Source organism: Mesoterricola sp. MK458 (genome assembly GCF_055384935.1).
This window is the reverse complement of record NZ_AP045075.1, coordinates 2028502-2054939: the sequence shown is the minus strand read 5'-3', so window position 1 is coordinate 2054939 and position 26438 is coordinate 2028502. Positions and strand designations below refer to the sequence as shown.

The 26438-nt window shown below is 60.3% G+C and carries 25 protein-coding genes and 1 tRNA gene; 11 read left to right on the top strand and 15 right to left on the bottom strand.

Features of this window, described 5'->3' with window-relative positions:
* Positions 1 to 60: 60 nt before the first annotated feature.
* Positions 61 to 1665, bottom strand: coding sequence for a M4 family metallopeptidase (locus ACZ5LB_RS09060; protein WP_464605870.1), 1605 nt, complete (start codon positions 1663 to 1665; stop codon positions 61 to 63).
* Positions 1666 to 1975: 310 nt separating this feature from the next.
* On the opposite strand from ACZ5LB_RS09060, the gene ACZ5LB_RS09055 reads away from it, so the two are divergent.
* A tRNA-Ser gene (locus ACZ5LB_RS09055) sits at positions 1976 to 2068 on the top strand.
* A 238-nt stretch (positions 2069 to 2306) separates the two neighbouring features.
* On the opposite strand, the gene ACZ5LB_RS09050 is transcribed toward ACZ5LB_RS09055, so the two are convergent.
* Genes ACZ5LB_RS09050 through ACZ5LB_RS09040 form a run of 3 tightly spaced genes read right to left on the bottom strand, consistent with a single transcriptional unit; the run spans position 2307 to position 3717 of the window.
* Positions 2307 to 2516: a helix-turn-helix transcriptional regulator gene (locus tag ACZ5LB_RS09050; protein ID WP_464605869.1), complete on the bottom strand. Its 210-nt coding sequence runs from the start codon at positions 2514 to 2516 to the stop codon at positions 2307 to 2309.
* Positions 2513 to 3049, bottom strand: coding sequence for a hypothetical protein (locus ACZ5LB_RS09045; protein WP_464605868.1), 537 nt, complete (start codon positions 3047 to 3049; stop codon positions 2513 to 2515). Before ACZ5LB_RS09045 ends, ACZ5LB_RS09050 begins: the two co-directional genes overlap by 4 nt.
* Entirely contained in the window at positions 3046 to 3717 is a 672-nt protein-coding gene (locus tag ACZ5LB_RS09040) for a ParA family protein (protein WP_464605867.1), read from the bottom strand. Before ACZ5LB_RS09040 ends, ACZ5LB_RS09045 begins: the two co-directional genes overlap by 4 nt.
* A 515-nt stretch (positions 3718 to 4232) precedes the next feature.
* On the opposite strand from ACZ5LB_RS09040, the gene ACZ5LB_RS09035 reads away from it, so the two are divergent.
* Together ACZ5LB_RS09035 and ACZ5LB_RS09030 are read left to right on the top strand one after the other, a co-directional pair.
* The gene (locus ACZ5LB_RS09035) at positions 4233 to 4904 is read left to right on the top strand and encodes an HNH endonuclease (RefSeq protein WP_464605866.1); all 672 of its coding nucleotides are present in this window, start codon (positions 4233 to 4235) and stop codon (positions 4902 to 4904) included.
* 57 nt (positions 4905 to 4961) lie between these two features.
* Positions 4962 to 6842 carry an ATP-binding protein gene (locus ACZ5LB_RS09030; RefSeq protein ID WP_464605865.1) on the top strand — a complete coding sequence of 627 codons (1881 nt, stop codon included), beginning with the start codon at positions 4962 to 4964 and terminating at the stop codon, positions 6840 to 6842.
* A gap of 471 nt (positions 6843 to 7313) precedes the next feature.
* Here the strand turns inward: ACZ5LB_RS09030 and ACZ5LB_RS09025 are convergent, their stop codons facing one another.
* Positions 7314 to 8072, bottom strand: coding sequence for an IS66 family transposase (locus ACZ5LB_RS09025; protein WP_464605864.1), 759 nt, complete (start codon positions 8070 to 8072; stop codon positions 7314 to 7316).
* Between ACZ5LB_RS09025 and ACZ5LB_RS09020 the strand changes: the two genes are divergently transcribed.
* Positions 8055 to 9194, top strand: a complete 1140-nt coding sequence (locus ACZ5LB_RS09020; RefSeq protein WP_464605863.1) for a TraM recognition domain-containing protein — start codon at positions 8055 to 8057, stop codon at positions 9192 to 9194. The genes ACZ5LB_RS09025 and ACZ5LB_RS09020 overlap by 18 nt on opposite strands.
* A 69-nt stretch (positions 9195 to 9263) precedes the next feature.
* Here ACZ5LB_RS09020 and ACZ5LB_RS09015 read toward each other — a convergent pair whose 3' ends face one another.
* The 6 genes from ACZ5LB_RS09015 to ACZ5LB_RS08990 form a co-directional block, all read right to left on the bottom strand.
* Positions 9264 to 9986 (bottom strand): DUF169 domain-containing protein, encoded by a 723-nt coding sequence (locus tag ACZ5LB_RS09015; protein ID WP_464605862.1) that lies wholly within the window; start codon positions 9984 to 9986, stop codon positions 9264 to 9266.
* The gene (locus tag ACZ5LB_RS09010; protein ID WP_464605861.1) at positions 9983 to 10447 is read right to left on the bottom strand and encodes a MarR family winged helix-turn-helix transcriptional regulator; all 465 of its coding nucleotides are present in this window, start codon (positions 10445 to 10447) and stop codon (positions 9983 to 9985) included. The genes ACZ5LB_RS09015 and ACZ5LB_RS09010 overlap by 4 nt, the downstream gene beginning before the upstream one ends.
* Before the next feature lie 204 nt (positions 10448 to 10651).
* Positions 10652 to 11152 (bottom strand): hypothetical protein, encoded by a 501-nt coding sequence (locus ACZ5LB_RS09005; protein WP_464605860.1) that lies wholly within the window; start codon positions 11150 to 11152, stop codon positions 10652 to 10654.
* An 82-nt stretch (positions 11153 to 11234) separates the two neighbouring features.
* Positions 11235 to 11966 (bottom strand): TetR/AcrR family transcriptional regulator, encoded by a 732-nt coding sequence (locus ACZ5LB_RS09000; protein WP_464605859.1) that lies wholly within the window; start codon positions 11964 to 11966, stop codon positions 11235 to 11237.
* A 215-nt stretch (positions 11967 to 12181) separates the two neighbouring features.
* Positions 12182 to 12649, bottom strand: coding sequence for an acyl-CoA thioesterase (locus ACZ5LB_RS08995; protein ID WP_464605858.1), 468 nt, complete (start codon positions 12647 to 12649; stop codon positions 12182 to 12184).
* A 25-nt stretch (positions 12650 to 12674) separates the two neighbouring features.
* Positions 12675 to 13256 carry a class I SAM-dependent methyltransferase gene (locus tag ACZ5LB_RS08990; RefSeq protein ID WP_464605857.1) on the bottom strand — a complete coding sequence of 194 codons (582 nt, stop codon included), beginning with the start codon at positions 13254 to 13256 and terminating at the stop codon, positions 12675 to 12677.
* Between the two features lie 249 nt (positions 13257 to 13505).
* On the opposite strand from ACZ5LB_RS08990, the gene ACZ5LB_RS08985 reads away from it, so the two are divergent.
* From ACZ5LB_RS08985 to istB, 3 genes are all read left to right on the top strand, one after another.
* Positions 13506 to 13823, top strand: a complete 318-nt coding sequence (locus tag ACZ5LB_RS08985) for a hypothetical protein (protein ID WP_464605856.1) — start codon at positions 13506 to 13508, stop codon at positions 13821 to 13823.
* Positions 13824 to 14259: 436 nt separating this feature from the next.
* A complete protein-coding gene (locus ACZ5LB_RS08980; RefSeq protein ID WP_464605855.1) occupies positions 14260 to 15357 on the top strand; it encodes a Mu transposase domain-containing protein in 1098 nt (365 codons plus the stop codon).
* Positions 15354 to 16130: an IS21-like element helper ATPase IstB gene (gene istB / locus ACZ5LB_RS08975; RefSeq protein WP_464605854.1), complete on the top strand. Its 777-nt coding sequence runs from the start codon at positions 15354 to 15356 to the stop codon at positions 16128 to 16130. Before ACZ5LB_RS08980 ends, istB begins: the two co-directional genes overlap by 4 nt.
* 796 nt (positions 16131 to 16926) lie before the next feature.
* Here istB and ACZ5LB_RS08970 read toward each other — a convergent pair.
* The gene (locus tag ACZ5LB_RS08970; RefSeq protein WP_464605853.1) at positions 16927 to 19161 is read right to left on the bottom strand and encodes a hypothetical protein; all 2235 of its coding nucleotides are present in this window, start codon (positions 19159 to 19161) and stop codon (positions 16927 to 16929) included.
* Between the two features lie 52 nt (positions 19162 to 19213).
* Here ACZ5LB_RS08970 and ACZ5LB_RS08965 point away from each other — a divergent pair, with 52 nt between their 5' ends.
* From ACZ5LB_RS08965 to ACZ5LB_RS08950, 4 genes are all read left to right on the top strand, one after another.
* Complete coding sequence (locus tag ACZ5LB_RS08965; RefSeq protein WP_464604112.1) at positions 19214 to 20560, top strand: IS5 family transposase; 1347 nt, start codon at positions 19214 to 19216, stop codon at positions 20558 to 20560.
* A 921-nt stretch (positions 20561 to 21481) separates the two neighbouring features.
* Positions 21482 to 21661 (top strand): hypothetical protein, encoded by a 180-nt coding sequence (locus ACZ5LB_RS08960; protein WP_464605852.1) that lies wholly within the window; start codon positions 21482 to 21484, stop codon positions 21659 to 21661.
* A 278-nt stretch (positions 21662 to 21939) separates the two neighbouring features.
* Positions 21940 to 22254 (top strand): transposase, encoded by a 315-nt coding sequence (locus ACZ5LB_RS08955; RefSeq protein ID WP_464605851.1) that lies wholly within the window; start codon positions 21940 to 21942, stop codon positions 22252 to 22254.
* On the top strand, positions 22254 to 22730 hold the full coding sequence (locus ACZ5LB_RS08950) for a transposase (RefSeq protein ID WP_464605850.1): 477 nt from the start codon (positions 22254 to 22256) through the stop codon (positions 22728 to 22730). Before ACZ5LB_RS08955 ends, ACZ5LB_RS08950 begins: the two co-directional genes overlap by 1 nt.
* A gap of 935 nt (positions 22731 to 23665) precedes the next feature.
* Here the strand turns inward: ACZ5LB_RS08950 and tnpC are convergent.
* From tnpC to ACZ5LB_RS08935, 3 genes are read right to left on the bottom strand one after another with little or no spacing between them, the layout of a single operon-like run.
* The gene (gene tnpC / locus ACZ5LB_RS08945) at positions 23666 to 25270 is read right to left on the bottom strand and encodes an IS66 family transposase (RefSeq protein WP_464605849.1); all 1605 of its coding nucleotides are present in this window, start codon (positions 25268 to 25270) and stop codon (positions 23666 to 23668) included.
* A gap of 59 nt (positions 25271 to 25329) precedes the next feature.
* The gene (gene tnpB / locus ACZ5LB_RS08940) at positions 25330 to 25710 is read right to left on the bottom strand and encodes an IS66 family insertion sequence element accessory protein TnpB (protein ID WP_464605848.1); all 381 of its coding nucleotides are present in this window, start codon (positions 25708 to 25710) and stop codon (positions 25330 to 25332) included.
* On the bottom strand, positions 25707 to 26105 hold the full coding sequence (locus ACZ5LB_RS08935; protein WP_464605847.1) for a hypothetical protein: 399 nt from the start codon (positions 26103 to 26105) through the stop codon (positions 25707 to 25709). The genes tnpB and ACZ5LB_RS08935 overlap by 4 nt, the downstream gene beginning before the upstream one ends.
* Positions 26106 to 26438: the final 333 nt, after the last annotated feature.

The window sequence follows — 26438 nt, the reverse complement described above, 5'->3', positions numbered from 1 at the left end:
GTTGCACTGAAGCCCGCCAAAGGTTCTGACGCGCGTTGGCACGTCTGGAAAAAACACGGCTCACCGCGGCCATGCGGGACCGACGAGGATGCCGTGGAAGGCGTCCCACACCGCCTGCTCCTCAGCTCCGTCCGGTCCATAGATGTCCCGGGCCGAGGTGATGCAGGCCGCCCGGGCCTCCTTGTAGCCGCTGGTCGAGGTGAGGTAATGGGCCATGGCGCGGTTCCAGATGCGCCCCGCGCGGTCGTTTCCGATGCCTTCCATCCCCTTGGGGAGGGCGCAGGTGTAGAAATCGGACTTCGCGTTGGAGCTGGCGCCCTGGCTCAGGAAGTAGAAGCACCGGTTCATGGGGCCGGATCCCTGGTGCACCTCCAGGTACTGGAGGTCCGGCGTCCAGGCGTCAAGGCTGCTGCCGTCCAGGCTGGGCTTGTACAGGTAGCGCAGGGGGCCGGGATGGTTCGGCCGGGTCACGTCCTCGCCCAGGGTCCAGTTGCCGCCCCGGTTCCCGATGAGGTCCCCCGAACCCCCGCGGGCGTAGAACTCGATGAGGACCGCGTTGATGTCCGAATTGGCCTCGTTGAGGGCGCCACTCTCCCCGAAGTACTCCAGGTTCGCCGTGGCGGCGCAGAAGCCGTGGCTCAGCTCGTGCGCGACCACGTCCAGGGAGGCCAGGGCCTTGAAATAGGACCCGTCGCCCAGGGTCACGCACTTGCAGGTGTCGGACCAGAAGGCGTTGTCGTAGTCGGTGTCGTAGTGCACCCGCATGGTCAGCGCGGTGCCCCGGTCGTCCAGGCCCTTGCGCCCCAGGACCTTGTCGAAATAGTCCCAGGTCACCTGCAGGGCGTAGGCGGCGTCCACGGCCGTGGTCTCCCCGTTGGCCGAGGCGGTGGTGCCTCCCTCGTAGTTCTGGCCGTCCCCCCAGGTGTTGTCCGTGTTCGTGAAGATCGTCCCGTCGTCCTCGCCGGTCTTGTGGTCGAGATTGACGGTCATGTTGCCCGTCCTGCCCCGGGTCCAGTCCCGCAGCTCGTAGCCCCCGCCCTGGGCCCGCACCGTGGTGTTGAGGGTCACCTTGCCGTTGTACTGGGAGTTCCCGGTGCCCGTGGCGGCCCTGCCGGTGCGCAGGGAGGACCACCGGCGGAGGATGGCGGCGCTGTGCGCGTCCACCAGGAAGTCCATGTGCACGGTCTCCCTGGAGCCGTTCTCCAGTTCCAGGTGGATGCGGTAGGCCAGCGCGTCTCCGGAAGGAAGCCTCGCCACCACCAGCTCCGATGCGGGCGGGGTGCGCAGGCGCCCCCTGGGGGCCAGGGCCGCCATGGCCACCGCCAGGGCTTCCCCGGGGGGCACGCCGGGGGTCGTGTCCAGGTTGAGGTCCTTCACGAAGGCGTCCGTGATGGAGCGCGTCCGGGGCCCGGAAAGGTGGAGGATGCCCTCGCCGCCCAGGACCTTCACGCCCTTGTAGTACTGGTGGATGCGGGCGTCGCGCCCCTGGGTGAGGGGGTCGGCCACGATGCCGCGGACCCGCACCGCATCCTCCCGGCCCAGGCCCAGGCTGGGCTTGAGCTCCTGGATCAGGAACTGCTCCGGGGAGCCCATGAAGGAGGCCTCCTGGCCCGCGAGGGCGGAACCGAAGGCGAAGGCGGCGAGGACGATGGGGGGGCGGGACATGGTACCTCCAGGGCCGCAGGCGGGCCCGATGTGGTTTCCCCGCGGGTGCGGACCCCGGTCGACCGGAGAAGGCGATGGGTTCATTCCCGAAGGGGCTGATTGAACGGAACAATAATCATCCGGCCTTGCGTGTCAATAGAAGGCGCGTTATTGAATGTAAAAAAAATACTTATCCAATTTTGATGTCGAAATAATAAAAGGTCCGGCGATCCATCGATGCCCGCAACCTGCGCGCGGTGGCGGGAATCACGGGAGGCCAGGATGGTACCTTGCCCGGAGAGCCCCCAACGGTTACGATGAAAAGCCACCGGGAGAGATGCCGGAGTGGCCGATCGGGCTCGCCTGCTAAGCGAGTGTATTGGGTAAACCAGTACCGGGGGTTCGAATCCCCCTCTCTCCGCCAGAAACACGAAGAAGCCCTTGAAAATCAAGGGCTTTTCTTTTGGGCGTTTTCGGTACCCAGCTTTGTACCCATATTGCGGAAGGTGGTCCCCGGGACCCCCAAGTGGACGGATTCAGGGGTCGATCCAGGCGCGTCGAGCGGCTGGTCGGCGACAGGGTATCCACCCTGAAACACGGGGGCCGCCTTCCCGTGGAAAGCGGCCCCGTGTGCGGATATGCAGTGGCTTTTGTTTCGGCGATCACCCTGCGCGCTCTCGGTGGAGGTTCGGGTGTTCCTGGGTGCCGGAAGGAAGACTCTCGAGCCAGCGATCGACGGCGTCTTCTTCCCAGACGGACTTTGTTCCGATCTTCTTTGGCGAGGGGAAATCGCCCTTCTTGATCAATCGGTAGATGGTGGGGCGGGAGAGGCTCGTCTTCTCGAGCACGGTGCGCAGGGGAATCACGTTCATGGTTGGGGCTCTCCTCGGGTGCCGGCCTTTGGCTCGGCGTTGGTGGTTCCCGTCGCAGGGAAGGAAGGGTGGATTCGGGTACAGGGGTTGTCCTGGTGGTTCTTCAGCAGGTTCTTGGCGCCGGCGACCCATTCCTTGGCCAGGCCTCCGCCGTCAAGGCATTCCTGGAGAAAGGTCGCGAACAGCTCCGCGCGTTTCCAGGGGTTCACCCGGTCATCCTCGAGGTCCAGGCGTTCGGCGATGGCCATGGCGCAGAACTGATCCTGCGTCATCCGGCTGCGGGCCATCCGGCCGTGGTTGATCAGCATCGTCTTGAGCCGGAACCGCAATTCCTCGGGAATGCTCAAGGTGATTCTGACCATCGGCAGGAAAGTGGCGGGCTCCTGGTGGGCAGGGGTTGCGGGCGGAGTGGCGGCGCTCGACTTCGGGGCGGCTGCGGGCGGTTGCGCTTCACGGTCCTTGGGTAGTTGTGCATTGAACCCGTTCTGGACCAGGGTCAGGAGGTCGGTTTCAGTTGGGCGTTTGGGTTTCATTTGGCGCCCCGGTGGATGGCCTCGCACACGGCCAGGGCTTCCCTGGCGCTGCTGGAGTCGGGCGCGTATTCCCAGACGGCTTGGCGCTTGGCGATGGCGTCCTTGAATTCGACGCGGCGACCGAGGCAGCCCACGAATTGGAAGACGCCTGAACCCTGCACCCACTTCAGAAGGAGCCTGTCGTTGAGCTGGCCGCGCATGAACTCGTTGATCAGGCCGAACATCTGCGGCTGGACCCGGGTGGTGTCGGCCATGCGCTCCTGTTTGGCCTGGAACAGGGAGAGGGCTCGGGAGAAGGCGCGCAGGTCATTGCCGCCAGGCTTGAAGGGGAAGACCAGGATGTTCCCGACCTCTTGCGCGCGAATGACCTGGGGCGGGTCCAGCGGCGGGCAATCCACGACAGAATCCGCGCCTGCCTTGACGAGGCTTCGCATGGCGCTTTCGACTTGGTCGGGGTCCTCCAGGGCCAGGTGCGCGATTCCCGGGAGGTCGGGGAACAGGCGGGAGCGGTCGGCGAAAAACTCGTAGCCGTCCCGCTGGGGATCAAGATCCAGGTAGGCCACGTCCCTGCCGATCTGCCGGAGGTAGATGGCAAGGTTCATGGCCACCGTGGTCTTGCCCACGCCGCCTTTGCGAAGGGTGATGACGAACATCCGTCCGTGTTTCATGAAGAGTCCTTAAGAGGATGATTGCCGCGCAGGTGGGTGGGTGGCTGCACAGGAAGTCAGGAAGGTGCGCATGCAGATGGTTGTGGGCGCAGACGCCCATGCACCCAGGAAGATTCCTGGATGGGCAGGAGAGCAGGCAGGAAGCAAGTCTGATGGAACGGAATGAGGATGATTCGGTGAGTGCGCAGGCAGCTTCCTGGCTGCATGGGGGATACTCTGGGTGAAATTTTGGTTTGTTTGGATTGTTAGTCAAGATGGGTCTAAAAGGTTTTTAGGGCTGGTTTGGGCGTTTCCATGTAAGTCCATGGATTACCACACCCAAGGGTCAGGGACCATGGGCCTGGCGGCCTGGGTTCCGACCTGGTCCAATGGAGGCGATGCAATCAGACAGTCAAACGGATGCCAGGATTTCCACCCCTACTCGCCGCGCGTGGCGTCGGGAGGAACTTGTCGCCGCCTTCCGCCTCTACTGTCTTCTCCCTTTTGGTCGGCTGCACCAGCGGAACCCGGACATCGTGGCCCTCGCGAAGGTCTTGGACCGCACGCCGGCGTCTGTGGCGATGAAGTTGGTGAACCTTGCGAGCCTTGATCCGGCGATCACGGGCACTGGGAGGAAGGGGCTGGGCAACGCCTCAGAGGGCGACCGACGCATCTGGGCAGAATTCCATGAGGATTGGGGCGCCTTGGAAGAGGAGAGCGGCGCTCTATTCCAACGCCTCGGATTGCCTGAACCCGGGGCGTCGGTGGTAGTGGTGGACCCGGCCGTCCCGGGCGGCGGGACCAGTGTGGAAGCGATGGTCCGAGTAAGGCGAGGGCAGGACTTCTTTCGGCGAATGGTCCTGGCAAGCTACGGCGGCCAATGCTGCATGTCCGCCCTCGGAGTGGAGCCTCTCCTCCTTGCCAGCCACATCGTGCCTTGGGCACGAGACGCAGAGAACAGGCTCAACCCCAGGAACGGACTCTGCCTGTCGGCACTCCACGATCGAGCTTTCGACATAGGCCTCATCACGGTGGGGCCAGACTACCGTGTCAAGGTGTCGCCGCTTCTTCGGCCCCAGGTGCTGAACCCTCTCGTCCGGACTTCCCTCCTCGACCTGGAGGGGGTTGCCATCCGGCTTCCTGAGCGGTTTTTGCCGGGAAGAGACTTCCTTGCATGGCACCTCAAGACGATCTTCAAGGCTGGCTGAGGGCGGGCCCCTAGGTTCAGGTGCCTTCGAGGTCGAGGAGGTAGGTAGAATTCAGGCATGAGGAACGCTGAGGATCTGATCCGAGAACTTAACAATGCCGACGAATGCCCAGGAATTGAGGCGAAGCGCTCCCGGGAGATCGGCAAGTCCATCCTGGACACGGTCTCGGCCTTCAGCAACGAGCCGGGCCTCGGTGGCGGATACCTGGTGCTCGGGGTGGAATGGGAATTGAATCTTTTCGGAGACCGGGTCTATTCACCTGGCGGGCTCCAGGACCCCGACAAGGTCCAGGCCGATCTTGCTTCGCAATGCGCATCGGTTTTCAATGTGGTGATCCGTCCGGAAATGAGTCTGGACCGCGTCGACGGCCATGTGGTTCTGGTCGTCTACGTGCCGGAGGTCCCGGCCCAGATGAAGCCTGTCTTCATCAAAGCCACCAACCTGCCTCGCGGCGCCTATCGGAGGATTGGGAGCACGGACCAGCGATGCACCGAGGAGGATGTTTGGGCGTTGCGCGGGCAGGACGCGCCGACCGAGAGCTTCGATGCCGCGCCCATCGGGGATTCGAGTCTGGATGACTTCGACCCTGCCGCTCTTGCGGAGTACCGGAGGCTCCGGCTCCAGGTGAACGGCGCCGCGGAGGAACTTCAGTACTCCGACGAGGAGTTGCTGGAATCGCTTTGTGCGGTCCGGAAGGTGAATGGGGCTTTCAGGGCGACCCTCGCGGGCCTGCTCTTGTTCGGAAAAGCCTCATCCATCAGGCGACTGATGCCTGCCACCCGGGTGGATTACATCCGCGTGCTTGGCACTGAGTGGGTGGAGGATCCTGAAAAACGGTTCCAGTCCATGGATATCCGCAAGGCTCTCCTGCTTGGGATCCGCCAGGCAGAGGCCGCGATCCTGGATGACCTGCCCAAGGGGTTTCATCTGCCTGAAGGTTCCCTGCAGAGCGTTCAGGAACCCGTTCTTCCCAGGAAGGTCATTCGCGAGACCCTCGCCAATGCCTTGATGCACCGCAATTACCGGATCAACGAGCCCATCCAGATTATTCGCTACAGCAACCGGATCGAAGTCCTGAATCCGGGCCACTCCTTGAAGCGCCCCGATGAACTTGGCCAACCCGGTTCCCGGCAACGGAACCCCCTGATCGCCGCGGCCTTTCACGACCTGAACCTGGCCGAAACCAAGGGCACAGGCATTCGGACCGTCCGGCGCCTGCTGGAAGAAGCAGGAATGGCGGCACCTGAATTCCAGTCAGACCGCGAGCACGAGCGGTTCCGGGCCGTTCTGCACCTCCACCATCTGTTCACTGAAGATGATTTGGCTTGGCTCAAGACCCTGAGTACCGAACCGCTCTCAGCCCATGCCAGCAAGGTTCTTTTGTTCCTGCGGGAGGCCGAGGCTGTGGACAACATGACCTGCCGCGATCTGACCGGTTTGGATACCCTCCAGGCGAGCGCCTTGCTCCGGCGTCTTCGGGATCTGGACCTCCTGGCAAAGGAGGGGAGTGGCAGCCGCACCTACTACGTGCCGGGACCTCGATTTGTGCAGGAACTTCCCCAAGCGCTTCCAGATCTCCACCAGTCCCCCCTGGATCTCCACCAGTCCCCTTCGGATCTCCACCAGGTACCCTTGGATCTCCACCAGTCCCCCCGGGACCCCGCCGGCTTGCTACCCATCGAATTGCTGGAACGGCTTCCCAAACCAGGGGCCCGGCCGCGACAGGCGGTCATCCGAGGCCTGATTCGCGAAATTTGCGCTATTGAACCCAAATCTGCTCGGGAACTGGCAGGTCTGCTCGGGGGAAGGGATCCCAAAGATCTGGTTCGGTTCCACCTAGGCCCCATGCTTGCCGCTCAGGAACTTGAATACACCATAAGAGATATGCCGAACCATCCGCAGCAATGTTACGCGGTCCCCAAGGCATTGGAACGCTAGAGGGGATAGCCTGATCTCGAGGGCTTTCCCGGTAGGTCGTGACCAGCCAGGACGACCGCCCCCCGGTCCGGGCTCCACGCCTGCGGGCGTTCCGGGGGCGTCAGCCCTGCTCCCTCCGTGGCCCCTGGTTTAATTGGGCCACGGGTAGTGGCACAACCGCGCCCAGTTCCAGGTGGGCCCCGTAGGCAGCCAGCAATCGTTTAAGGTCGTTCGGAAAAGCCTTTGATGTCTGGCAGTTCGTTCCGCATGGCCCGGGCCTGGGCGCTCTGGATGCGGGTATCGAGGGAAACCCAAGAGTGGGCCCGTGTGGGTCGAGGCGGATGGGCCGACCCATCCCGCCCCCCGGTCCGGAGTCCGAGCCTGCGTGAGCTTTCGGCGGACGTGCGCAATGCCACTTGGTTCCCAATTGGGTATGCCTTTGGTTGAGTCGTAGGGACTCACCTGGAACCAAAGCACCCAACCTTCTGAGGACTATTGGGCTTCCAGCACCTTCAGCGTGGCTTGGTAGCTCCAGGGCATCCATTCCTCGGGGTTTTCCTCGGCGAGCACGTGGTTCCTCTGGACGGCCACGAGGTAGTCGAACGGGTTCACGTCGTTTATCTCCGCCGTGTGGATCAGGCTCATGTAGATATCGCCGACCCTGGCACCCTCTTCGGTCTTGTAGAACAGGCTGTTCTTGCGGTGGAGGATGGCGCGCTTCAGGGCTCGTTCGCAGACATTGTTGTCCAGGGGCGCGCCGGGTTCGCGGAGGAACAGGGTCAGGGCCGTCCAGTGCTTGAGCATGTAGGTGATGGCCTTGCCCAGACCGGAGTTGGGCTCGACCTTCCTGGCCTCCATCTGGCTCTCCAGCCAGCCTTTCAGGGCCCCCATGACCGGGCCACTGTGGTCCTTGTGGAACTGGAGTCGCTCCTGGGGAGTCAGGGCCTTGGCTTGGCTGTCGTGATGGTAGACGTCCCGCAGGGCCTCCAGCAGGTGCCTGCACTCCTCGGGGAAGTCGTCCACCACCTCCACGAACCTGCGGCGGGCGTGGGCCAGGCAGTGGGCGACCAGAGTCTCGAAAGGTCCCTTGGTGTTGGCCGCCAACGCATCGCACATCTGGATTGGGGGCGGCAGGTCCTGGCTCCGGGAACGGAGAATCTCGGCCAGGTTCTCCCCGGCATGGTGGTGCCCGGTACGGAACAGGACGACCCCCCGGGCCCGGCCGGGCCCCGAATGCTGGAGCCGGGCCACGATCCCGGAGGTGTAGACCCCCTTCCGCTCCTTCCGGTCGAATCGGAGAGCCTGAACCTCAGGGGGTCGCTGGAGAGCTGCGCCAAGGCCGGGATCGACATGTTCAAGTTCCCGGAGCTGCGAAAGGTCTTCTGCCCCACCCGGGAGGAATACTTCACCGGGCCCTGCTGCCCCTGGCCACGAGCGTCCGGCGTGGACAACGAGCGCGGCCTGGTGCGGCCGCAGGACCACGTGTTCACCGGGTTCGACCAGGTCCTGGACTACGGGAAGATCGTCGGCCTCCAGATGAGCAAGGTCAGTTGGTTCGACGCGGCGACGTTCGTCCAGGTGTCCTTGAAGACCCAGTGGCAGGACGCGGTGCTGCGCCGGGGAGCCGTGGATGCCCGGGGGGCGCTGATCGCGCCGCCGCGGTTCGGGGAGACCATCGGCTATTGCCCGACCTTCCTCATGGCGGACGAATGCCAGACCAGCGCCACGCCCCGAGACAACGAGTTCAAGGCGCTGTGCCGGTCCAAGCGCGCCAGCTGCTGGGAGCTGACCCAGTCGCACACCTCCATCCTGGAGGCGTTCTCGGCCGGAAAGGAGAAGGCGGCGGAGACCTACTTCCAGAACTCCATGACTCACATCTACCTGCGGCAGTCGGACCTCCATTCCATGGAGGTCATCCAGAAGGAGGCCGGCACCAAGGACATCGCCAAGACGCAGATGGCCGTCACGGAAGGTGGCCGTACCTCCGATCTGTCCTATGTCCAGGGAGGTTTCGTGAACAAGGGCCTGGCGATGTCGTCAACCCGCACGGTCACGGCGGAGGAGAAGCCCTTTGTGGAGGTGGACGAGCTCAAGCAACTGCCGAACAACGTGGCCGTGGCATTCCCCAGCACGGGGGAGAAGACGCTGCCGGCAACCTTCGTGTATCTCAGGCCCTTGTGGGTCTTCCTGGAGAACCCCTCAATGCGCCTGGAGACGCCATGGTCGGATTGGCCCAGCCACCTGCGCCAGACGTACGGCCTCGATTTGCCTCCGCAGAGCTCCCCATGGAACGGATGGGGTCGAGGCCCGCTGGAATGTTCGGAGGTGGTGGCCCCGGAAGGAAGGCTTAACGGCTTCCTGCAGGAGCCTTGAAGGCCCGCATGGCCCCTTGCGTCATCAAGGGAGCCAGGGGTGATGTCCGAAGGGCCTCACGCCTCATTCTCAATTCGAGCTGGCCTCTTCCCGGGCCGTCCTGAGCCGTTTAAGCCAGGGCTTTTCAAGGAAACTATGGCCATCGTCCAGGTTCAGAAGGCGCTCCAACATCGGCAGAGTGACCGTGAACGAAAGGAGGTCGGGGGGGACCAGGTGCCGCATCGCGATGTCCGTCAAACCGATCATCGCCTGGGCTCTGGTCAGGTCCGGGAACATGCTGAACATGAGGCCGCAACCCGAGCCGAAAGGGGCCATCACGGGTTCTGGGTCATCGGGATGGGCATGATAACTGGCCCCGTAGAGAAGAGCGCTCAATTGATCCGGATTAACGAAAAAGGTGACGGTCCGAAGGTAGGGTGAAGCCTCCTCGCGCACGGGACCCAGGACGATGGAGCCGTGCGATGATGGGTAGGGAGGGTGGGCATCGACCCAGGCACTCACGAGTTCCCCGTTTTCCCGAAGTCCCTCCTTGTCGGCAAGGAACGAGACCATGGCGGCTCGGCTCGGGAACCGGCCCTTGCCTAGCATCCAATATCCGCAGCCAGGGCAGCCGAGGCTGGAGGCGTCGATAACCAGGGAGGATCCGGACTGGAAATCCGGGTAGTGGTCGAAAAGACACCGTTTCAGCGGCACCAAAGGGGCGAACGCCTTTGGGTTGGGGGCGTCGTAGACGCCGACTGGGACGGTCTCGATTCCCAGTTCCTCGCAGAGCCTTGCCAGGGTCATCGTCATGAGCCGACCTCCATTTCCTTTTGCTCGGCCTCCAGGCGATCGAGGAGCTCCTGGAGCAAGGTTTCACTGCTTTCCAGCTGGCCTGGGCGCAGTCCATTCGAAATGCGGTTTGCCCACGCCGCCTGTCGATGTTTCACTTCCCGCATCACCCGCAGCCCCATGGGCGTGAGCTCGTATAGCTTCGCCAGCCGATGATCCGGATTGGTGGTGGTCTGGGCGTACCCGTCGCGCACCAGGCGGTCCGCGGTCCTTTGGACGCTCTGGCGCGTCAATCCAATGCGGCGGGCGATGGCAGATACGGTAAGTGGGGTATCCACGATCATTCCAAGAACCTGCCACCGGGCGGTGCTGATGCCGAGGTCATTCACCAGCTGGTCGCCCGCCGCAACAAGGGCCCCGTTCAGGCGGAAAACCGCCAGGACGATTTCCGTGAAGACATCAGCGCTGGCGGTTCGCCCCATTTGACCACCCCGACAATAAGCTTACATAATGACAGCATGCTGACAAAGTGATTTGGAGCACAGGTCCTGCGGGCATCGGCCAATTCTTCCAGTCGGTGCTTGTCTTCGGTTTCCCAGTCTGAGGTCCCACGGGCGGCGCGGTGGTTTTGACCCACCGTGTCGAAATGAAGCCACAGGCGAATCGGAGGGAATCCGGTCCACGCGTCAAAGCGTTGAATCGCCCGCATCGGGACAACAGTGCCTGTGCCAATCGCCCCACGCAGCACCGGTGGTCTCTCCGCCACGCCTGAAGGTCGGTTTGATTGACATGACGAAGTCGGCAAAGGCATGAAGCCCCCCCGCGTCTTCCACGGCAGGGTCGATAGGGCTTAAGGTCTTCGCGTCCTTGGCCAGGGACGCTACCGCGGCCTCGTCGAACATGGTTGAAAGCAGGTTCAGGTTCAAGAAAAGAAGGCTGTTGCCAAAAGGACCCAGGTGAACCCGCTTGAAGCAGCATGCGAAGGGTCCCTTCTTGGCCCAGCTCCGAAGCGTCCGCAACCGGAATGGAAGACGGTCTGCGATGTCTTCCACCGGGAAGAGTCCAACCATGCGGATCATCTCCACAAAGGGTGTCCGGCGGCCGTTCCGGTCGAAGGTCAGCCCAGGGTGATGTAGCTTGCCTTCATGGGCAAAGGGAGATGGGGAAGTACCCGGCTGGAGATGCATGGAACGGTTCCTTGATGTATTTCGAAGGCGATGCTTGGCCGGCGTGGGGCCGGCGATGATTCCTTCGCTGATTGGAAAGACGTCAGGCCAGAGAGAAGAGAACTCTGTCCACCTTCTCGCTGCAGTACGGGTGCCCTGCGGGGAGGTTTTTGTCCGCCCCCAAGGCACGCAGGGCATACGCGATAAAGAACTCCGCCTTCATTTCCGACGGCACCGGGCCCCCCTCGCGAAGCCGTGCCTGGATGCCGGTGATCATGCGCTCGTGGTAGAGCGGTCCAGTTACCGCTGTTGCCAACAAAGACAGGGACAGGGGGGTCAATCCCGGTGCAAGGATGCACAGGAACCCGCGGATCCGCCGGACTGAAGCCCAGATCTCATCCATGATTTCCTGCTGGAAATCAGATGGGAGTTCAAAGGTTTCGCGGTAGCTCAGGAGGACGATTTCGTTCTCCCGCGGATCCAGGTGGTTTCCGGCGGCGGTGACGATGTTTCGGATGAAGGTTGCGAGGCCGTTCACGGCGACAAGATGGGCATCCGGATCCCCCGGATCTGGGTCTCGGGGCAGATTCCGGATGGACAGTTCCATTAAGTGTTTTAACGATTTTAAATAAGCCTCTTTATAAAGCCCTCGTTTCCCTGTTTGAAAATAATGGTAGATGAGCTGAGACGTAACACCAGCGTGCTTGCCAATATCATTGACCGAAACACCTTCATACCCCCTTCGTGCGAAGAGCGAGATGGCCGCATCGATCAATCTGCTCCTTCCATTATTCTTGTCCACAGCGCCCGTCGGGCTTGAGTTGTCAGGCTTCACGTTTCTCCCTTGCCCTTTCAGGCTTGGCGCCAACACCAGAATGTGGGCCTATCAAAATCTACCTTACAACTTAAGAAGTGCAAGACTGAAAGCCAAAATAAATGAAATAAAAATACAATAATATTATTCTTCCTTAATGATGTTCCATCGGTTTGCGAATAATTGTTGGACCTTTCAACGAGTTGCTTGTGTCCAAGCGTAAATGGATGGCGGGTTTAAGTTGTTTTACCTGTTAGCTCGTCGTCTTGATTGGACATGCCAGGCGTGCATTTTCTTTTGAACCCTCCGGGAACAGCACTGATCTTGCGGGTCCCGGAATCAATAAAGCCGATGGCTGTCTTGGCCCGGGCGACCTCGACTCCCGTCTTGACGTTCGTGATGCGGTAGAAAAGATCGCAACCGATGCGCGTGAAATCCCCAGCGGTTACGGCGAACTCCAAGGTGTCGCCGGCATAGCTTTCGGCCTTATAGACAATGACCGCGTCGGACATGATAGTCCCGTAGCCCTCAACGTCCTCTTCCCGGTAGCCGAGGCTATGGTAGAAACCCACCCGGGCTTCATTCATCAACGAGAACAAGGCGTCGTTCGCGAGGTGGCCACCGCGGTTCATATCGGAAGGGCGGACTTCAATTTGAGTCGCGAACGAGAAGGTGTCGGGCAAATCAAGCTTGATGCGGACCATTTCACTCTCCTGAATGACAATGCGGCTAAAGAGCCGGCCCAGCGGAAAAAAGAACCGCTTGTCCGACGCACTCCCAGGTAACCACCGGGAAATCCCTCATGAGCCACCTTGCGGAGGCGTTGCCTCCTTCAGGAAGCAGGGTGCTGCCGAACAGGCATCCCCGTGGATGGAGGTGCGGACGAAGGTGCTTCAGAACTTCGCCCTTAGCCGACAAGGGGCTTGGAAGGCAATGAAGGAGGTAGCCCAGGTGGATGCTGAGGTACTCCTCCTTCGGCAAGGGAAGCGGGGCCAGAAGGTCGGCCACAACAGTCCTTGGGTGGTATCTGGCCAAGCGCTTACTTGCGACTTTGAGGCAGTACGGGTTTACATCCACCAGGGTGATGGCCGGCGTCCTCGTGGGAATGTGGCAGTGATCGGGCAAGAACCCAGTGCCAGCCGAAGCTTCCAGGTGGCGGATTCCGGTATGGCTTTCGAAATGCTTGATCAAACTGCAGGTTGGGACCTTCCAGACATGGTGATTGCTTAGGCCGAAGACCCAGGTTTCATTGAAAGGCCTCAGAATGAAGGGCGAGTAGAAAGCGGCGGAATGGGGGAGGTTGGTAATCATGCCGGCTCCTCCGAAAGCATACGGTTCCAGCCGGGATCATCAAGTTGTGTATGGCTTGTTTGGTTGGTTTGGCATAAGTTGTTTGAGAGGAGCATCGCCGCTTAGTGGGCTCTGCTCACCCCCTTGCCGCCTGGAGGAAGGGACCCATTTGGGCTGAAAGTCGACTATGATCCCAGGTGGTAGGATTGCTAGTTCGCCTAGCCTCACCGAAATTGATATTATTGATTAACCAACCATGCGGGATCCTAAATGGCCAAGAAGACACCTCCAATCGGTATGGGCCTGTTGGCACGAATTATGGTCAAGGGACGAGATTTCGACACCGGCGACGTCGACACGGCCAAGGAGGAACTCTTTGCGATGCCCGGGCTGTTCAAGCTCAAGGATGTCGAGGATCGGATCCCCATCGATGCCAAGCGGCTCAAGTACTGGTACTCCTCGGATGGGCCCTACCGGAAGTGCTTTGTGAAGATCCCCATGGGCGAGGTGCGCTCTTTGGTGTACGTGGACCTGGAAATGCTGAGCGCGGAGTTCCAGGCACAGTATGAAAGAACGCTGAAAGACTGATTTAGGCAGGTTCGCTCGCCTTGGCAAAGGCAAGGGGTTACCGGGATGTCCGCCGTCTCATCTCTATCGCCAATCTCATCGCCGGCAAGATCAAGTTCCAAGTCGCCGATTTGTGGCCTGCGCCAGCCCTACGCACCCCAATGAATTTCCGCGATGCGAAGTTCCGATCAAGCCGCTTGCCCTTCTGAACAGCGAGCCTGAAGAGTCTGGATTACTGTCTGCCCAAATCGGAGCCAGGAGGTCCCCCCCCCTGACGGCAGGCGGGGCCAGCACGGGCATCCCCTGTCCTGCCTTTTTCCGCATGCCGTTTTTGTCGCCCATCGGCCACCGTAAAGAGGCAGACATTCGGCCGCTAGCCCTTCGCTGCCTCCATGTGGTCAGGATGGCCTGCGAACCCACCTGTTCAACAGCAGACACCCGCTTTGATGAGAGTGTGATGCAGCAGGGCATGCTCTGCCACATGGTCCTGCCCTGGTCGAACTGGAACTATGCGACGGTGAGTCAGTCGGAGTCCATGCTGGCGCTGCGCACCGGGATCGCCTCCGCATTGCTCCAGTTGGGCCGGGTGCCCCGGTTCCACCAGACCGACAACTCCACCGCCGCCACCCACCGGATCCCGGACAAGGAGGATGGAGCGGAAGTGGCCGACCAGGAACTGACCGGCGACTGCTACGGGCGGAAAACCCGGGAGTTCAACGCGGAATACCTAGCCGTGGTTCGCCACTACGGCATGGAGCCCAGGACCATCGGCATCGGCCAATCCAACCAGAACGGCGATGTGGAGGCGTCCAACAACGCTCTGAAACGGCGACTGAAGCAGCACCTGCTTGTGCGGGGCAGCCGGGACTTCCCCTCGGTGGAAGCCTACGAAGGCTGGCTTCAGAACATCTGCCGGGTGGTCAATGGCCGCCGAAAGCGGGTGGATGAGGAACTGGCCGCCATGGCCCCCCTGCGGGTGGAGGCGTTCATGGAGTTCGACGAATTGCAGACCAAGGTGACCGAGGAGAGCGTCCTGGTGGTGAAACGGAACCTCTACTCGGTCCCGCCGCGGCTGATCGGCCAACGTGTCCGGGTGCGGATCTATGAGATGCGCCTGGAGGTCTGGCATGCCGGCCACCGGGTGCTGGACCTGCCCCGGCTTCTGGGTAAGAACAACTGCCGGATCGACTACCGGCATATCATCGACGCCCTGCTACGCAAAACTGGGGCCTTCGCCCGCTACCGCCATCGGGAGGCCCTGTTTCCCAGCCCGGTGTGGCACCAGGCCCTGGAGGCCCTGGAGAAGGCCCTGGGCCCTCGCAAGGGCGAGCTGGCCTACCTGAGGCTCCTGCACTTGGCCGCGAACACCCTGGAGTGCGACGTGGAGGCAGCTCTGGTCCTCCTGATGGAGAACGGGGAAGTGCCTGAGCCTGAGCGAGCCAAGGCCCTGCTCGGGATGGAGAAGCCCGCCGAAGTGCCAGCCATTGAGCCGTTGCAGGTGGACCTGTCGGAATTCGATGGCCTCCTGGCCGACACCCTGGCGGAGGCCGTATGAGCCGGGAATCGCGCCTCAAGCTGGGAGAGATGCTTCGGGAACTGAAGCTGCCGGGGGTGAATGCCACCTACGGAGAGGCTGCAGCCAGGGCCGAGAAGGAGGGCTGGGGCTTCGAACGGTTCCTGCACCATCTGATGGAGGTGGAACTGGAGCAGCGCCGCCAGAAGCGCCTCGAGCGGGTTTTCCGAGCCGCCCACATCCCTCCGGGCAAGACGATGACGACCCTGAAGCAGGACCTGCTGCCCACCAAGGTCCGCCGCCAACTCCCGGCCCTGATAGAAGGCGGGTTCGTGGACCGCGGGGAGAACCTGCTCGCCTTCGGTCTCCCTGGCCGAGGCAAGACGCACCTAGTCTGCGCCCTGGGCACCGAACTGATCCAGCGGGGATACACCTTCCATTTCACCCCCGCCTTCGCCCTGGTCCAGCGCCTGCTGGCGGCCCGCAAGGGGCTGGCCCTGGAGAAGGAGTTGCGCCGACTGGACGCCTTTGACGTCCTGGCCATCGACGATATCGGGTACATCCAGCAGGACCGGGACGAGACAGAGGTGCTGTTCACCCTCCTGGCCGAGCGATACGAGCGAAAGAGCGTGATGATCACCTCGAACCTGGTGTTCTCCCAGTGGGACCGGATATTCAAGGACCCCATGACCACGGCGGCGGCCATCGACCGGATCATCCACCACTGCGTGATCCTCGAGCTCAACGGCACCAGCTACCGAGCCGAGACGGCCAAAGCACGGATGCCCAAGGACGCGGAATCCGCAACGGCCTGACCCCCCCAGACCCCCCCGGCGCCTGCCCCTGCTCGGGCGCGGATTTCCCATGGAAAGCGGGCTGCGCCCCCTTCCCACAGGAAATCCGCCTCCCTCGGCCTGCGGCTGGAAAACGCTGCGCGTTTCCCACAGGGGCCTGCGCCAACGGCAAGCATCAGCAGCGCACATTTGTAATTGTCGTCGGGTAGTTGTCGCTGCACACGTGTAATTGTCGTCAGCGCAAGCCGCGTCGCTACTGAAATTAGGTAGGGCGTAGGCTCCGCCTCGCCCCTGCTATGGGGAAGTGTAATTGTCGTCGGGGCAAGTTCGGCGTTTCCTGAAATTTGGTACGGCCACCGGCTTCGCCGGGGCCGCTTAAATGCACACATCTAATTGTCGCCGGTGCACATTCCTAATTGACGCCGGGCGAGGATTATCCTTGCTTCCCCCGAATACACCGTCCACAGCACTGGGTGAACAGCTACATGAACATCCGCAGATGGGGTATTTTTGAATAGGGCCTCCATCTCCGCCGCCGACAACCTGGCTTAGGAACTCTTCGGATTCAATCGATTTCATTTCTACCACCTCGTCAGTTTATGATTGAATTACATATGGGTAGCACATCGCCTTTTGTCAATTCAGGGACCCCGTATTTGAGTGTCGAAATCAATCATGGCTAGCAGAGGTCATTGGCAACCTTTCACTGTGGGTTTGTGAATTCTTGATTCTCCTATTGAATAAATTTATTGGCGTGAGAGTCGAAATGAAGATGCAACACTTTGTGTTTCGGTTTGCCAAAGGATTTTGGCGCATTTTAATGCTTCCCAAATTGGATGTAATTTGAATGATCAGAGATGCCTCCGGTGATGGAGTTCCACTCTTGGCCTAATTCAAATTTATTATTCGCCAACGCCAATCCAACTGCCTTGGTGACGATCGCCTTGCTCTCGGTCAGAGTGTATAGATCCCGCACCAACCCGGTTGCCTGGTCATCTCGCCCAAGGCGAAGAAATGCCTCCATTAGTGGCCCCCAGCAATTCCATGCTGTTTCTGAGAGTCGTTTTCCAATGTCGGAATTTTCATCATATTTTATTTGAGGAAGAAACTTTTCTCTTTGCCATAAAGGGTCAACAAAGGTTATAATTCCAATCCAATTGTGTTTCTTAATGGCCTCCTGATTGTATTTAATTATAACAGGTGTTGGGAAAGACTGCGGTCTACCAGGAAGAGTCGAAACCTGATCTATGATATTTTGGATTGAATGAGTATTCCCCACCCAATTGCATAGAGCGGACCATGCCTGCCAGAGTCGACCATCATTGGGTGCTTGAAATATTTCCGTTTCAATCTTCGGAATCATTTTTTTGGCAACTATTTGCATACTTTTTGAGTTGTGGCCCGCCATGGGGATGTCATACACAAAAGTCTCACACCCCTCAGCCCACCATTCTGTTGCCTGAACCTTATCAAAAATTTTTGACGTTTTACCCCAAATTTGGTTGTCAAGATCGTCTGGGAGATCTATATCTGTCAGCCCACTTTTTTGGCTTTTTTTATTGAGTAGATTTTTTAATAATCCCTTCTCCATTCGGTCGATGCTCACAAGGAAGTATTCGCGCAATAATTCTTCCAACGCTTGAATGCTGTCTGGGTTGATTCGTAGATAATCCTCCAGGACTTCGGCTCGGGAGACAAGCTTCTTGCCCCGGTTTGGCTGAGTCCTCTCCTTTGAAGTGTGCACGCTTGAAATATTCTGTTGACCTGGGTCTACTATAGATGCCCATTTTTCAGCCCAAACAGGCTGTTGGCAAACCCTGGCCAAGTCTGATGCTGATTTATAATAGCTATTGGTTCCCGACCATTCCATTGCCTCAGCCAACGCCTTATCAGCTTCAGTGCCGCGATTTTCCATTAAAAGTGCCTCAATCATTGGTCCAAGAGTCGTATTCCACGGTTGCTCTCTTGCAGTTTTAATGGAACTTAAATCTCCGGATGCTATCACCTGTGTTTCACGCCATCTCGCCCACTTAGGGCCGAGAAGTCTGGAAATGCCTTGCCAATCCCTCCTTATTCGTGATGAGGCAACCAGGCGAGAAGTAACAGAATCAGGGGGGAAATCGCCAGCGCCTGGCAGGGGTGACAGTGAATCTAATAATGGACTAAGGTCTCTCCCCCCGAGCCAGTCCGTCAAGCCGCACCAAACCGTCCAGATAGACTGCCGTCCGGGCCACCGCCGAAGAGCCGATTCAACGATTGGGATTGCATAAACTGCTTCAGCCCTCATTAGTGGCGATGCGCTTGCCTCCGCAGCATTCGGCCAAGCCATGAAGCCGCCCTTTGACCAAGCGCCTGTCTCCATCAATCGATGAAGAACTGCTGCAGCACTTCCCCAAATTCGGTTGTCCTCGGTAGAGTCTAGGGATTGATTGGCTAGTGTACTTGAATCAGGAATGCCGGCCCCTCGGTTTGTTGATGGTGAAGTGGATCTTAATGTTGATCGAGCTATCCGTACCTGTTCTTTATATAGTAGCTGAACAATATCTGCTCTTTCAGGATGGATACGTATAAAGGTTTCGCATTTATCTGTCAAGGTGGGCACTCGGGCTTCACGCAGCGCACGAACAATATCAGCTGGAGATTTCCAAATTGTGCCTTGGGCGATTACTTTATAAGAGTCATCAAGCAAGGCCCAATGAGGCTTATCGTCCCATCCTAATTCTTTTTTAATTTGCTCTGGTACTCCCTTTTCGTTGAAATCATAAAATGCCTCCAGTAGGTCATATGCAAAATAGTCCTTCCCTTTGTGTGCGATAGAATTTCGAAAAGCATTTGTAAGAGATTTGTCTTCATTGTCAAGAACTATAAGGCACGCTTGGAAGGGTCTTTGAATGGCAAGCTCGCTTATTGTGACCGCCTGCCTTTTGTTTAGATTGGTTGACATGACGATTTGCTGTTGGGCAAGAATCGGCGAAAATGAAAACAGAACAATTAGTCGGCCCTGAAAAACCCTCAAGTTGAAATTCTTCAAATCTTTAAGGGAACTTTTCAAGTATCTGGTACACCAGAAAGGTAGGGACAAACCCCCTTATTGCGGTGTACCGATGAAGCCGAAAGCCAAGCCCAGGACTCACGAGCAGCCCCTGATCGCCACCATGCGCCTCGACTTGGCCCTGGACATGGACCATGAACTGGTTCGCCTGGCGGCCACGATCCCCTGGGACCACCTGGCGGAGGAATTCGGCCCCCTGTACTGCGCCGACAACGGAAGGCCGGCAGTACCGATCCGGCTCATGGCGGGCCTCCATTACCTCAAGCACCTCAAGGGCATCTCCGATGAGCAGACGGTACGCGGGTGGGTCGAGAACCCCTACTGGCAGTTCCTTTGCGGGGAGGAGTTCTTCCAGCATGCCCTGCCCATTGATCCAAGCCAGATGTCCCGCTGGCGCCAGCGCATTGGCGAGGAGGGCGTTGAGAAGCTGCTCCAGGCAACGATCACGGCAGGGATGAAGGCTGGCGTCATCACCGAGAGCAGCCTGGAGAAGGTCATCGTCGACACGACGGTGCAGCCCAAGGCCGTGGAGCATCCGACCGATGCCCGGCTCTATCGGAAGGTCCACGCCGCCATGCTCCGCATTGCCGAAAAGGAAGGCATCACCCTTCGCCAGAGCTACCGAAAACTGATGGCCAGGGCCTATCAGAAGCATGGTGGCCATGCCAAGGCCAAGCAGTACGGCCGGGCCAAGAAGATCCTGCGAACCCTGAAGACCATGACAGGCCGAGTGATGCGGGATGTCGAACGGAAGATGAGTGATGAGGCCTTCGAGGCCCACAAAGGTATCTTCATCCTGGCGGAGCAGATCCTCACCCAGAAGCGCTTCACCAAGGGCAAGGTCTACAGCCTCCATGCCCCCGAGGTGGAGTGCATCGCCAAGGGCAAGGCCCACAAGCCGTACGAGTTCGGGGTCAAGGTGAGCTTGGCCGTGACCCACAAGGAGGGTTTCGTCGTGGGCATCCAGGCCTTCCCGGACAACCCCTACGACGGCCACACCCTGGAGGGCCAACTCGACCAGGTCGAAAGGCTCACCGGCAAGGTCCCCGAGACCACCTTCGTGGACCGAGGCTACAAGGCCCATGGGGTCCCCGTAGAACGGAGCCGGGTCCTCATCAGCGGCACCCGCAAGCTCGGCTACACCCTGAAACGACACCTCCGGCGGCGTTCGGCCGTGGAACCCGAGATCGGCCACATGAAGAACGACGGGCTGCTGGGACGAAACTTCCTCAAGGGCATGAAGGGCGACGCGATGAACGCCTTCCTGTGTGGAGCTGGACACAACCTGCGGAAAATCCTGGCCAAGGTCAGGCTTGGCCTGTACCGATGTGCCGCGGCCATCGTCCATCGGCCCTGGTGGGCCCCCTTTATGCCCTGCCTTCGCCTTCAGGCTGCGTGAGGCCTCCGGACCTGCCATGGGGCGCCGGAGCTCCTTCCGCCGCCTCCGGCGGCCGGAAGGGGTTTTTCACGGCCGACCAATTACGGGAAGGCTTCGAAAAAATTTCATTTTGTCTCCATTATTTAGCTTCATTCGAGCCATGTGACGCCATCCAAGTTCGCCGAGCTTTTCGAGCACATTGGTCATTGGCAATCCAGAATGCCTCTCGTGGTATTTGTGAACCTCATTGCCAGCACTGGATCTAACGGAGGGAATTGCGACTCAGTTGCAGGGTATTGGGTTTGGCTCCTCTACACGGCCTGAATTCCAGGCAATGTGAAAAATTAACTGTTCTTGATATCTCACGGGAACCCCTCCTTTTAATATTTAGGCCGAAAATCTGAAATATACAAATACTGTTCTCTGGGGCCAATTGAACACGCTGGATCTGGTATGGTTCTTAGTAGACTATTCGGAACAATATTTTTCAATAGCTTTTTCTGCCGAACGGTTGATTCTCTGGAATGAAATGCATTAGCGTGTTCCAACATCCGTCTTGTCTCTTGTTTACTCTAGATTCAGGAAATATGTACCGTGCTCTGTTGTTTAGACTAGAGATATGCATCCGACCGCTTTCGGTGAGAGCTAGCGGCAGTGTGGCCATTAAAAAAGGAGGAACCATGGCCGCGAACCGACCACCAAAGAAGGTTCCGCCAATCCCAGCGGAAGGGATCAAACTAATCAGTCTGAAAGGCAATTGGGACGAAGTCCTCCGGGGCGGCATGCCGTCAAAGGATGTTGAACGAAGGCTGCGTTCACAGCGGAGGAGGATCGCGCCGGCAGCGTGATGGCCTCAGAACCGGCTAGCGGAAATCGCTGAAATGAGGCTCCTTGAATGTGGCGGTGTGACAGTACCGTTCCCCACGTTCAGGGAGGTAGTACATGAGCCACAGCCCCTCAATGGCGCGACTCGAGACCGATCTTAGGATGGCCGGTCGTGCCAAGGGAACCATCCAACAGTACCTGGCGTCGATCGGCCGGTTCCAGGAGATGATCGACAAATCGGCCGACCGGACCTCCCAGGAGGAGAATCGGCGCTGGGTGGAACACCTCCAGGGTTAGCCTTTCGGCCCAGAGCGCCTGCGGTGCCACTACTCGGCCCTTTCCTTCCTGTTCCGGAAAACGCTGGGCCAACCCGAGAAGGTGGCCTTCCTCTCGATGCCCCGGAAGGACGCCACACTGCCGGAGGTCCTCACCAAGGGCGAGGTGGAGAGGGTCCTCAGGTCCTTCACTGTGGCCAAGTACAGCCTGTTCTTCGCCCTGATCTATGCTGCCGGCCTGCGGATCAGCGAAGCCATCGGCCTGGGGACCCAGTATCGACTCCCTGCGCGGGGTCATCCATGTCCGGCATGCCAAGGGCGGCGGCCATCTCCACGATCCTGGAACTGGACCGGACCCACCTAAAGGCCACCCTGGGGGTGAGGTTCCTGCTCCACACCAGGATGTGGGATCTGCGCTACCACCCGTACCTCCATGGCCTTTTTCCCGCCGGGGGCCTGGCTCTTGACGGCAGCCGCTGGGTACCGACCTCCCAGGACTTCCTGTTCCACGTCCACCGCATGGGGGCGCTGTTCAAGGGCAAGTCCATGGACCTGCTGCGCGAGGCCCAGGGCAGGGCGAACTGGGCCGTACTTCGGTGGCCTTCAACGTCCTGATGGCCCGGTTCTGGAAGCAGAGGTGGGTGCTCTACTCCAAGCAGCCGTACCGGGAAGCCTGGCATGTCCTGGCCTACCTTGGCCGTTACGTGCACCGAGTCAGCATCTCCAACTACCGGATCCTCGACGTCGGTGACGGCCAGGTCACCTTCCGGACCAATGGCAAGGCCAAGGCGACCCTTCCCGTGCTCACCTTCCTCCGCCGCATTCTGCTCCAGGTGCTGCCGGAGCAGTTCACCAAGGTTCGCCATTTCGGCCCCTACGCTTCGCCGGTGGCCCTGGAGAAGGCCAAGGCCCTGCTCCGCGACTTAATTATTCCCGACCTCTGGCGCAGGCCCGCCCCCGACGCGGACGAGAAGGGTCAGGCCCCGCTGGCCTTGGAATGCTGCGACCTCCAATGCCCGGACTGTGGCAGGATCATGGTCCAGAAGCACCGGCCCAGGCCCTGGGACCCACCCAAGCAGCCTCCCGCATGAGTGCCGTCCCGACAACGCCCAGATGTGTGACCCTGCGGATGGCCAAAGCTGCCGGCATGGGGAGGGTCTGTCCCGACCTCGAGGCCAAGGTACTCCCTCAGGACCGCCAGCCATGCATGGGTAGCTGCCGATGCATCACCGGCGCCTCCTCCAGGGCGGCGAGGGTTCGTCCCAACCCGAATTCCGCATAACGGTCGCGCCGGCTCCGCTGCGAACGAGTTCAACCCGCAATTCTGGGGGGCTGGGGCCGGCATGCTCGATTGGCCGACCTGATCAGGCCCCCCGAATTGCAAACAGTTTTATGCCGGTATTTCCTGCATCCAGTTTGTTCGATTGTATCGCCGGTGCCTTGAATTTCGCTGAGGAGCAGCGGAAAAGCGTTCTGGGCTCCATGATGCGAGGAACGGGAGAAGAGCCAAGGCAGTTAAACACATGGCTTTACCCCACAAACCACCCGTAATCCTCAGTTCGGGATGGCCGAGTTCCATGCTCTGCGGCCCGTGCTCGGCCATAGACAGGGCCATAGATTTCCTGCTGATCTCCACGTTGGGGTACGGCCTACGGGAAACGGGCTTTCGCCCGCTTACGGTTCCAATCCCTGCCCACAACCTTGACCTGAGTCTAGAGACTTCTCAGGCGTTCTCCTCACGTGACGCTTCCGCCTTGAGTAGCAGCAATGCATAATCCACCCCCTTTCGCCGGCTGTTGCGAAGCGGCTCGCCGTAGGCATAACTTGGACGGGTTCATAACGCCTACCAATGGTTACCCCCTCTTGGTGGTCCAGGAAATTGGGGCGCGGGTCAACACTCCGAGACTATCTTCGAAGGTGTGTTTCCGGCAGGGCTGCCTGATGTGAGCGTCGTTTGCTGAAATCCGAGTTTGGGCGCACGTGAGCGACCCACACTCAACCAAAACCTCCCAACTTTAGGCGTCCGTCATGCCGAAGTCGGTGCCGCCGGATAAGTCCATGGCAGCCACCGGCCCGGTTCCCGGTCCACGTCGTCGGCGTGCTTCAGCAACTCGACCAGGTATTCGAACGGCTCCACGCCATTCAACTCCGCCGAGTGGACCAGGCTCATGAACGTGTCGCCGGCCCGGGCCCCCGTTGCTGACCTGTAGAACAGGGAGTTTTTTCGGTGCATGATGGCCCGTTTTAGGGAAATTTCGCAGAGGTTGTTGTCCAGTGGAGCTCCCGGCTCGCGCAGGAACAGGGTCAGCGGCTGCCAGTGCTTGCGCATGTAGGCGATGGCCTGGCCCAGGCCGGAATTGGGCTCAGCCTTGCCGCCCTCGACCTGGTCCCGGAGCCAGGCTTCCAGCCCGGTCATCACCGGGCCGCTCTCGCGTTGGTGGAAGGCCAGTCGGGCATGGGGGTCCATGCCCTCCCGGCGGGCTTGGGCATCGTTGCGGTAGACCACCTTGAGCTCCCCGAGCAGGTGCTCGACCTCCTCCGGGAACCGGTTCTCCACTTCCACGAAACGCCGGCGGGCATGGGCCAGGCAGTGGGCCAGGATGGTGTTCAGGTCCCCGGCCTCGCCCACCGTATTGGCGGCCAAGGCGTCGCACATCTGGATCGGGGCGGCGAGGCCCTCGGCCCGCTGCTTCAGCACCGCCTCCAGGTTCTCGCCGGCGTGGTGGTGGCCGGTGATGAACAGGGCGATCCGGTGGTCCCCAGCCCGGGAGAGGATGCCGCTGGTGTAGGTGGCCTTGCGCTCCAGCGGGGCCTTCTCGAGGATGCGCATGACGGTGTCGTCGTTGAACAGCACCTCGCCCTGGGCGGCGTGCCGGGTGAGTTCCGCGTAGGCGGGCGCCAGCAGGTTCGCTGCCTTGAGCAACAATTCCCACTGGGTCGAGGCCGGCAGCGGCATGCCGAACGCCAGTTGCAGCCGCTCGATGCGGTTCATCGGTAGCCCGGCCCCGTAGCGGAGTAGGGCCAGCAGGGCGGCCACGCTCATGTCATATTTGGCCTCGCCGGCCTCCGCCGGCGCCGGAGCGGTGAACACTTCGCCGCACAGATTGCAGCGGCGCCGTTCCAAATCAAAGACGGTGGCCTGGATTGGCGCCACGCCGATGATGCGCAGCAACGGCGAGGGCTCCTTGAGGGGATAGACCTTGCCGTTGGGGCAATGCGGGCAGGGTTCGCCGCTGGCATTCCCTTCCAGGGTCACCTGGACATGCTTGGCCTTGGGGAAGTCGTCGGCGCCGTTGCGGCCGTGCCCCTTGGGCTTCTCCCGCTTCTCCTTGGGGCGGCCGGCCTGGCTCTCCATGGCCTTCCGGCACACCGCGGCGAACGACTCGGTTTTCGGACCCCAGAACAGGAACTTCAGGCGATCTAGGCTGACGTCCTTGCGGCCCGTCTCGTCGCGCACCAGCAGCATGGTCTCCAGGAGCATCTTGAAGTCGTGGTAGACCTCGCCTTCGCCCATGGTTTCCCGGATCTGGACCAGGTCGTTGCGCAACCGCTCGGCCGGGATGTCCTGGAACTGCACTTCCGGTCGCCGCGGAGGCGGTGCCGCCTGCTTGCGCTGTTTGTTGTGGGCCATACCTCCAATGTGGGCCAATCCGAAAACGGTACAAGCGAATATAAATCGAATTGAAACAATTATTTAGATTGATGGTCGTCCAGGTGCTGCCGCAGGGGGCGCCACGCTGCCGGGACCTTGGCGCCATGCGGATCGCCGCCGCAGATGAGCACCTGGAGTTCGTGGGCCATGAGCCGGGCGGAGGCGGACCCCGCCTTGGGCGGCCACCACCGGAACCTGCCCTTGGAAAGCCGCTTCATGCAGAGCCAGTACCCTTGGCCATCGAACATGAGCAAGCGGATGGAGGTGCCGGACCGGCCCCGGAAAACGAATACCGTGCCGGAGAACGGGTCGGCGCCCAGCACCTCCCGGCAGACCTGGGCCAGGCCATCGATGCCGCGGCGGAAATCCACGCTCTCGACGGCCACCAGAATCCGCATCTGCGGGGTGATCTGAATCAACCGCGGCTCCCCAGGAAGGCGGCGACGATGCCGGCGGCGTCCATGCTGTGGCCAGCCTCCAGGTGGATGAGCATCTTGGCACCATCCCGGGCGGATACCTCGATGGTGGTGGCTGCCGCCGCCACTGCTGTCAGCGGGGCCGGAAACTCCATGAAGGTAGGCCTCATCAGGCGGCCCTCCTGACGAGCCTCCACCCGCTTGCGCAACGCCGTGTAATCCACCGGCAGGGCCCGGGCGATGGGGCATACGCCGTATTCCTTGGCCAGAGCCACCGCGCCAGCCCAAATTTCATCGGGTATCGGCCCGGGCCCGATCCGGGTCCGGCGCCATTCCTGGATTTGGCGGCGCAGCGGAGCCAGCAACTCCGCCGAAGGGGGTTTCCGATGCCGCGTCATGGGGCCTCCAGGGACTCCACGAGGCTATCGGCCGTCAACTCACCCGGTCACGCACGCTTGCCGGAAACACACCTTCGAAGGGGCCGCGTCGATTCCATGTGCTCGCAAGCGGTCGACACAAAATCCGCTGGGGGTTTTGCCTAACCGAGATCTTGTTGGCGGTGGCCAAGCATGGTGGCCGGAATGGTTGCTGTGAATTTCAGAAGTGACGGCTAAATGTCATTGGGGTTACGGCCCCATTTTTCAGAAGTCAGTGCTAAAAGTCGCTCGCTTGTTTGGTTTTTGACCCATAAATTTGCAGAAGTCGCCGCCAAAAATGGGCGAATTCGGGCA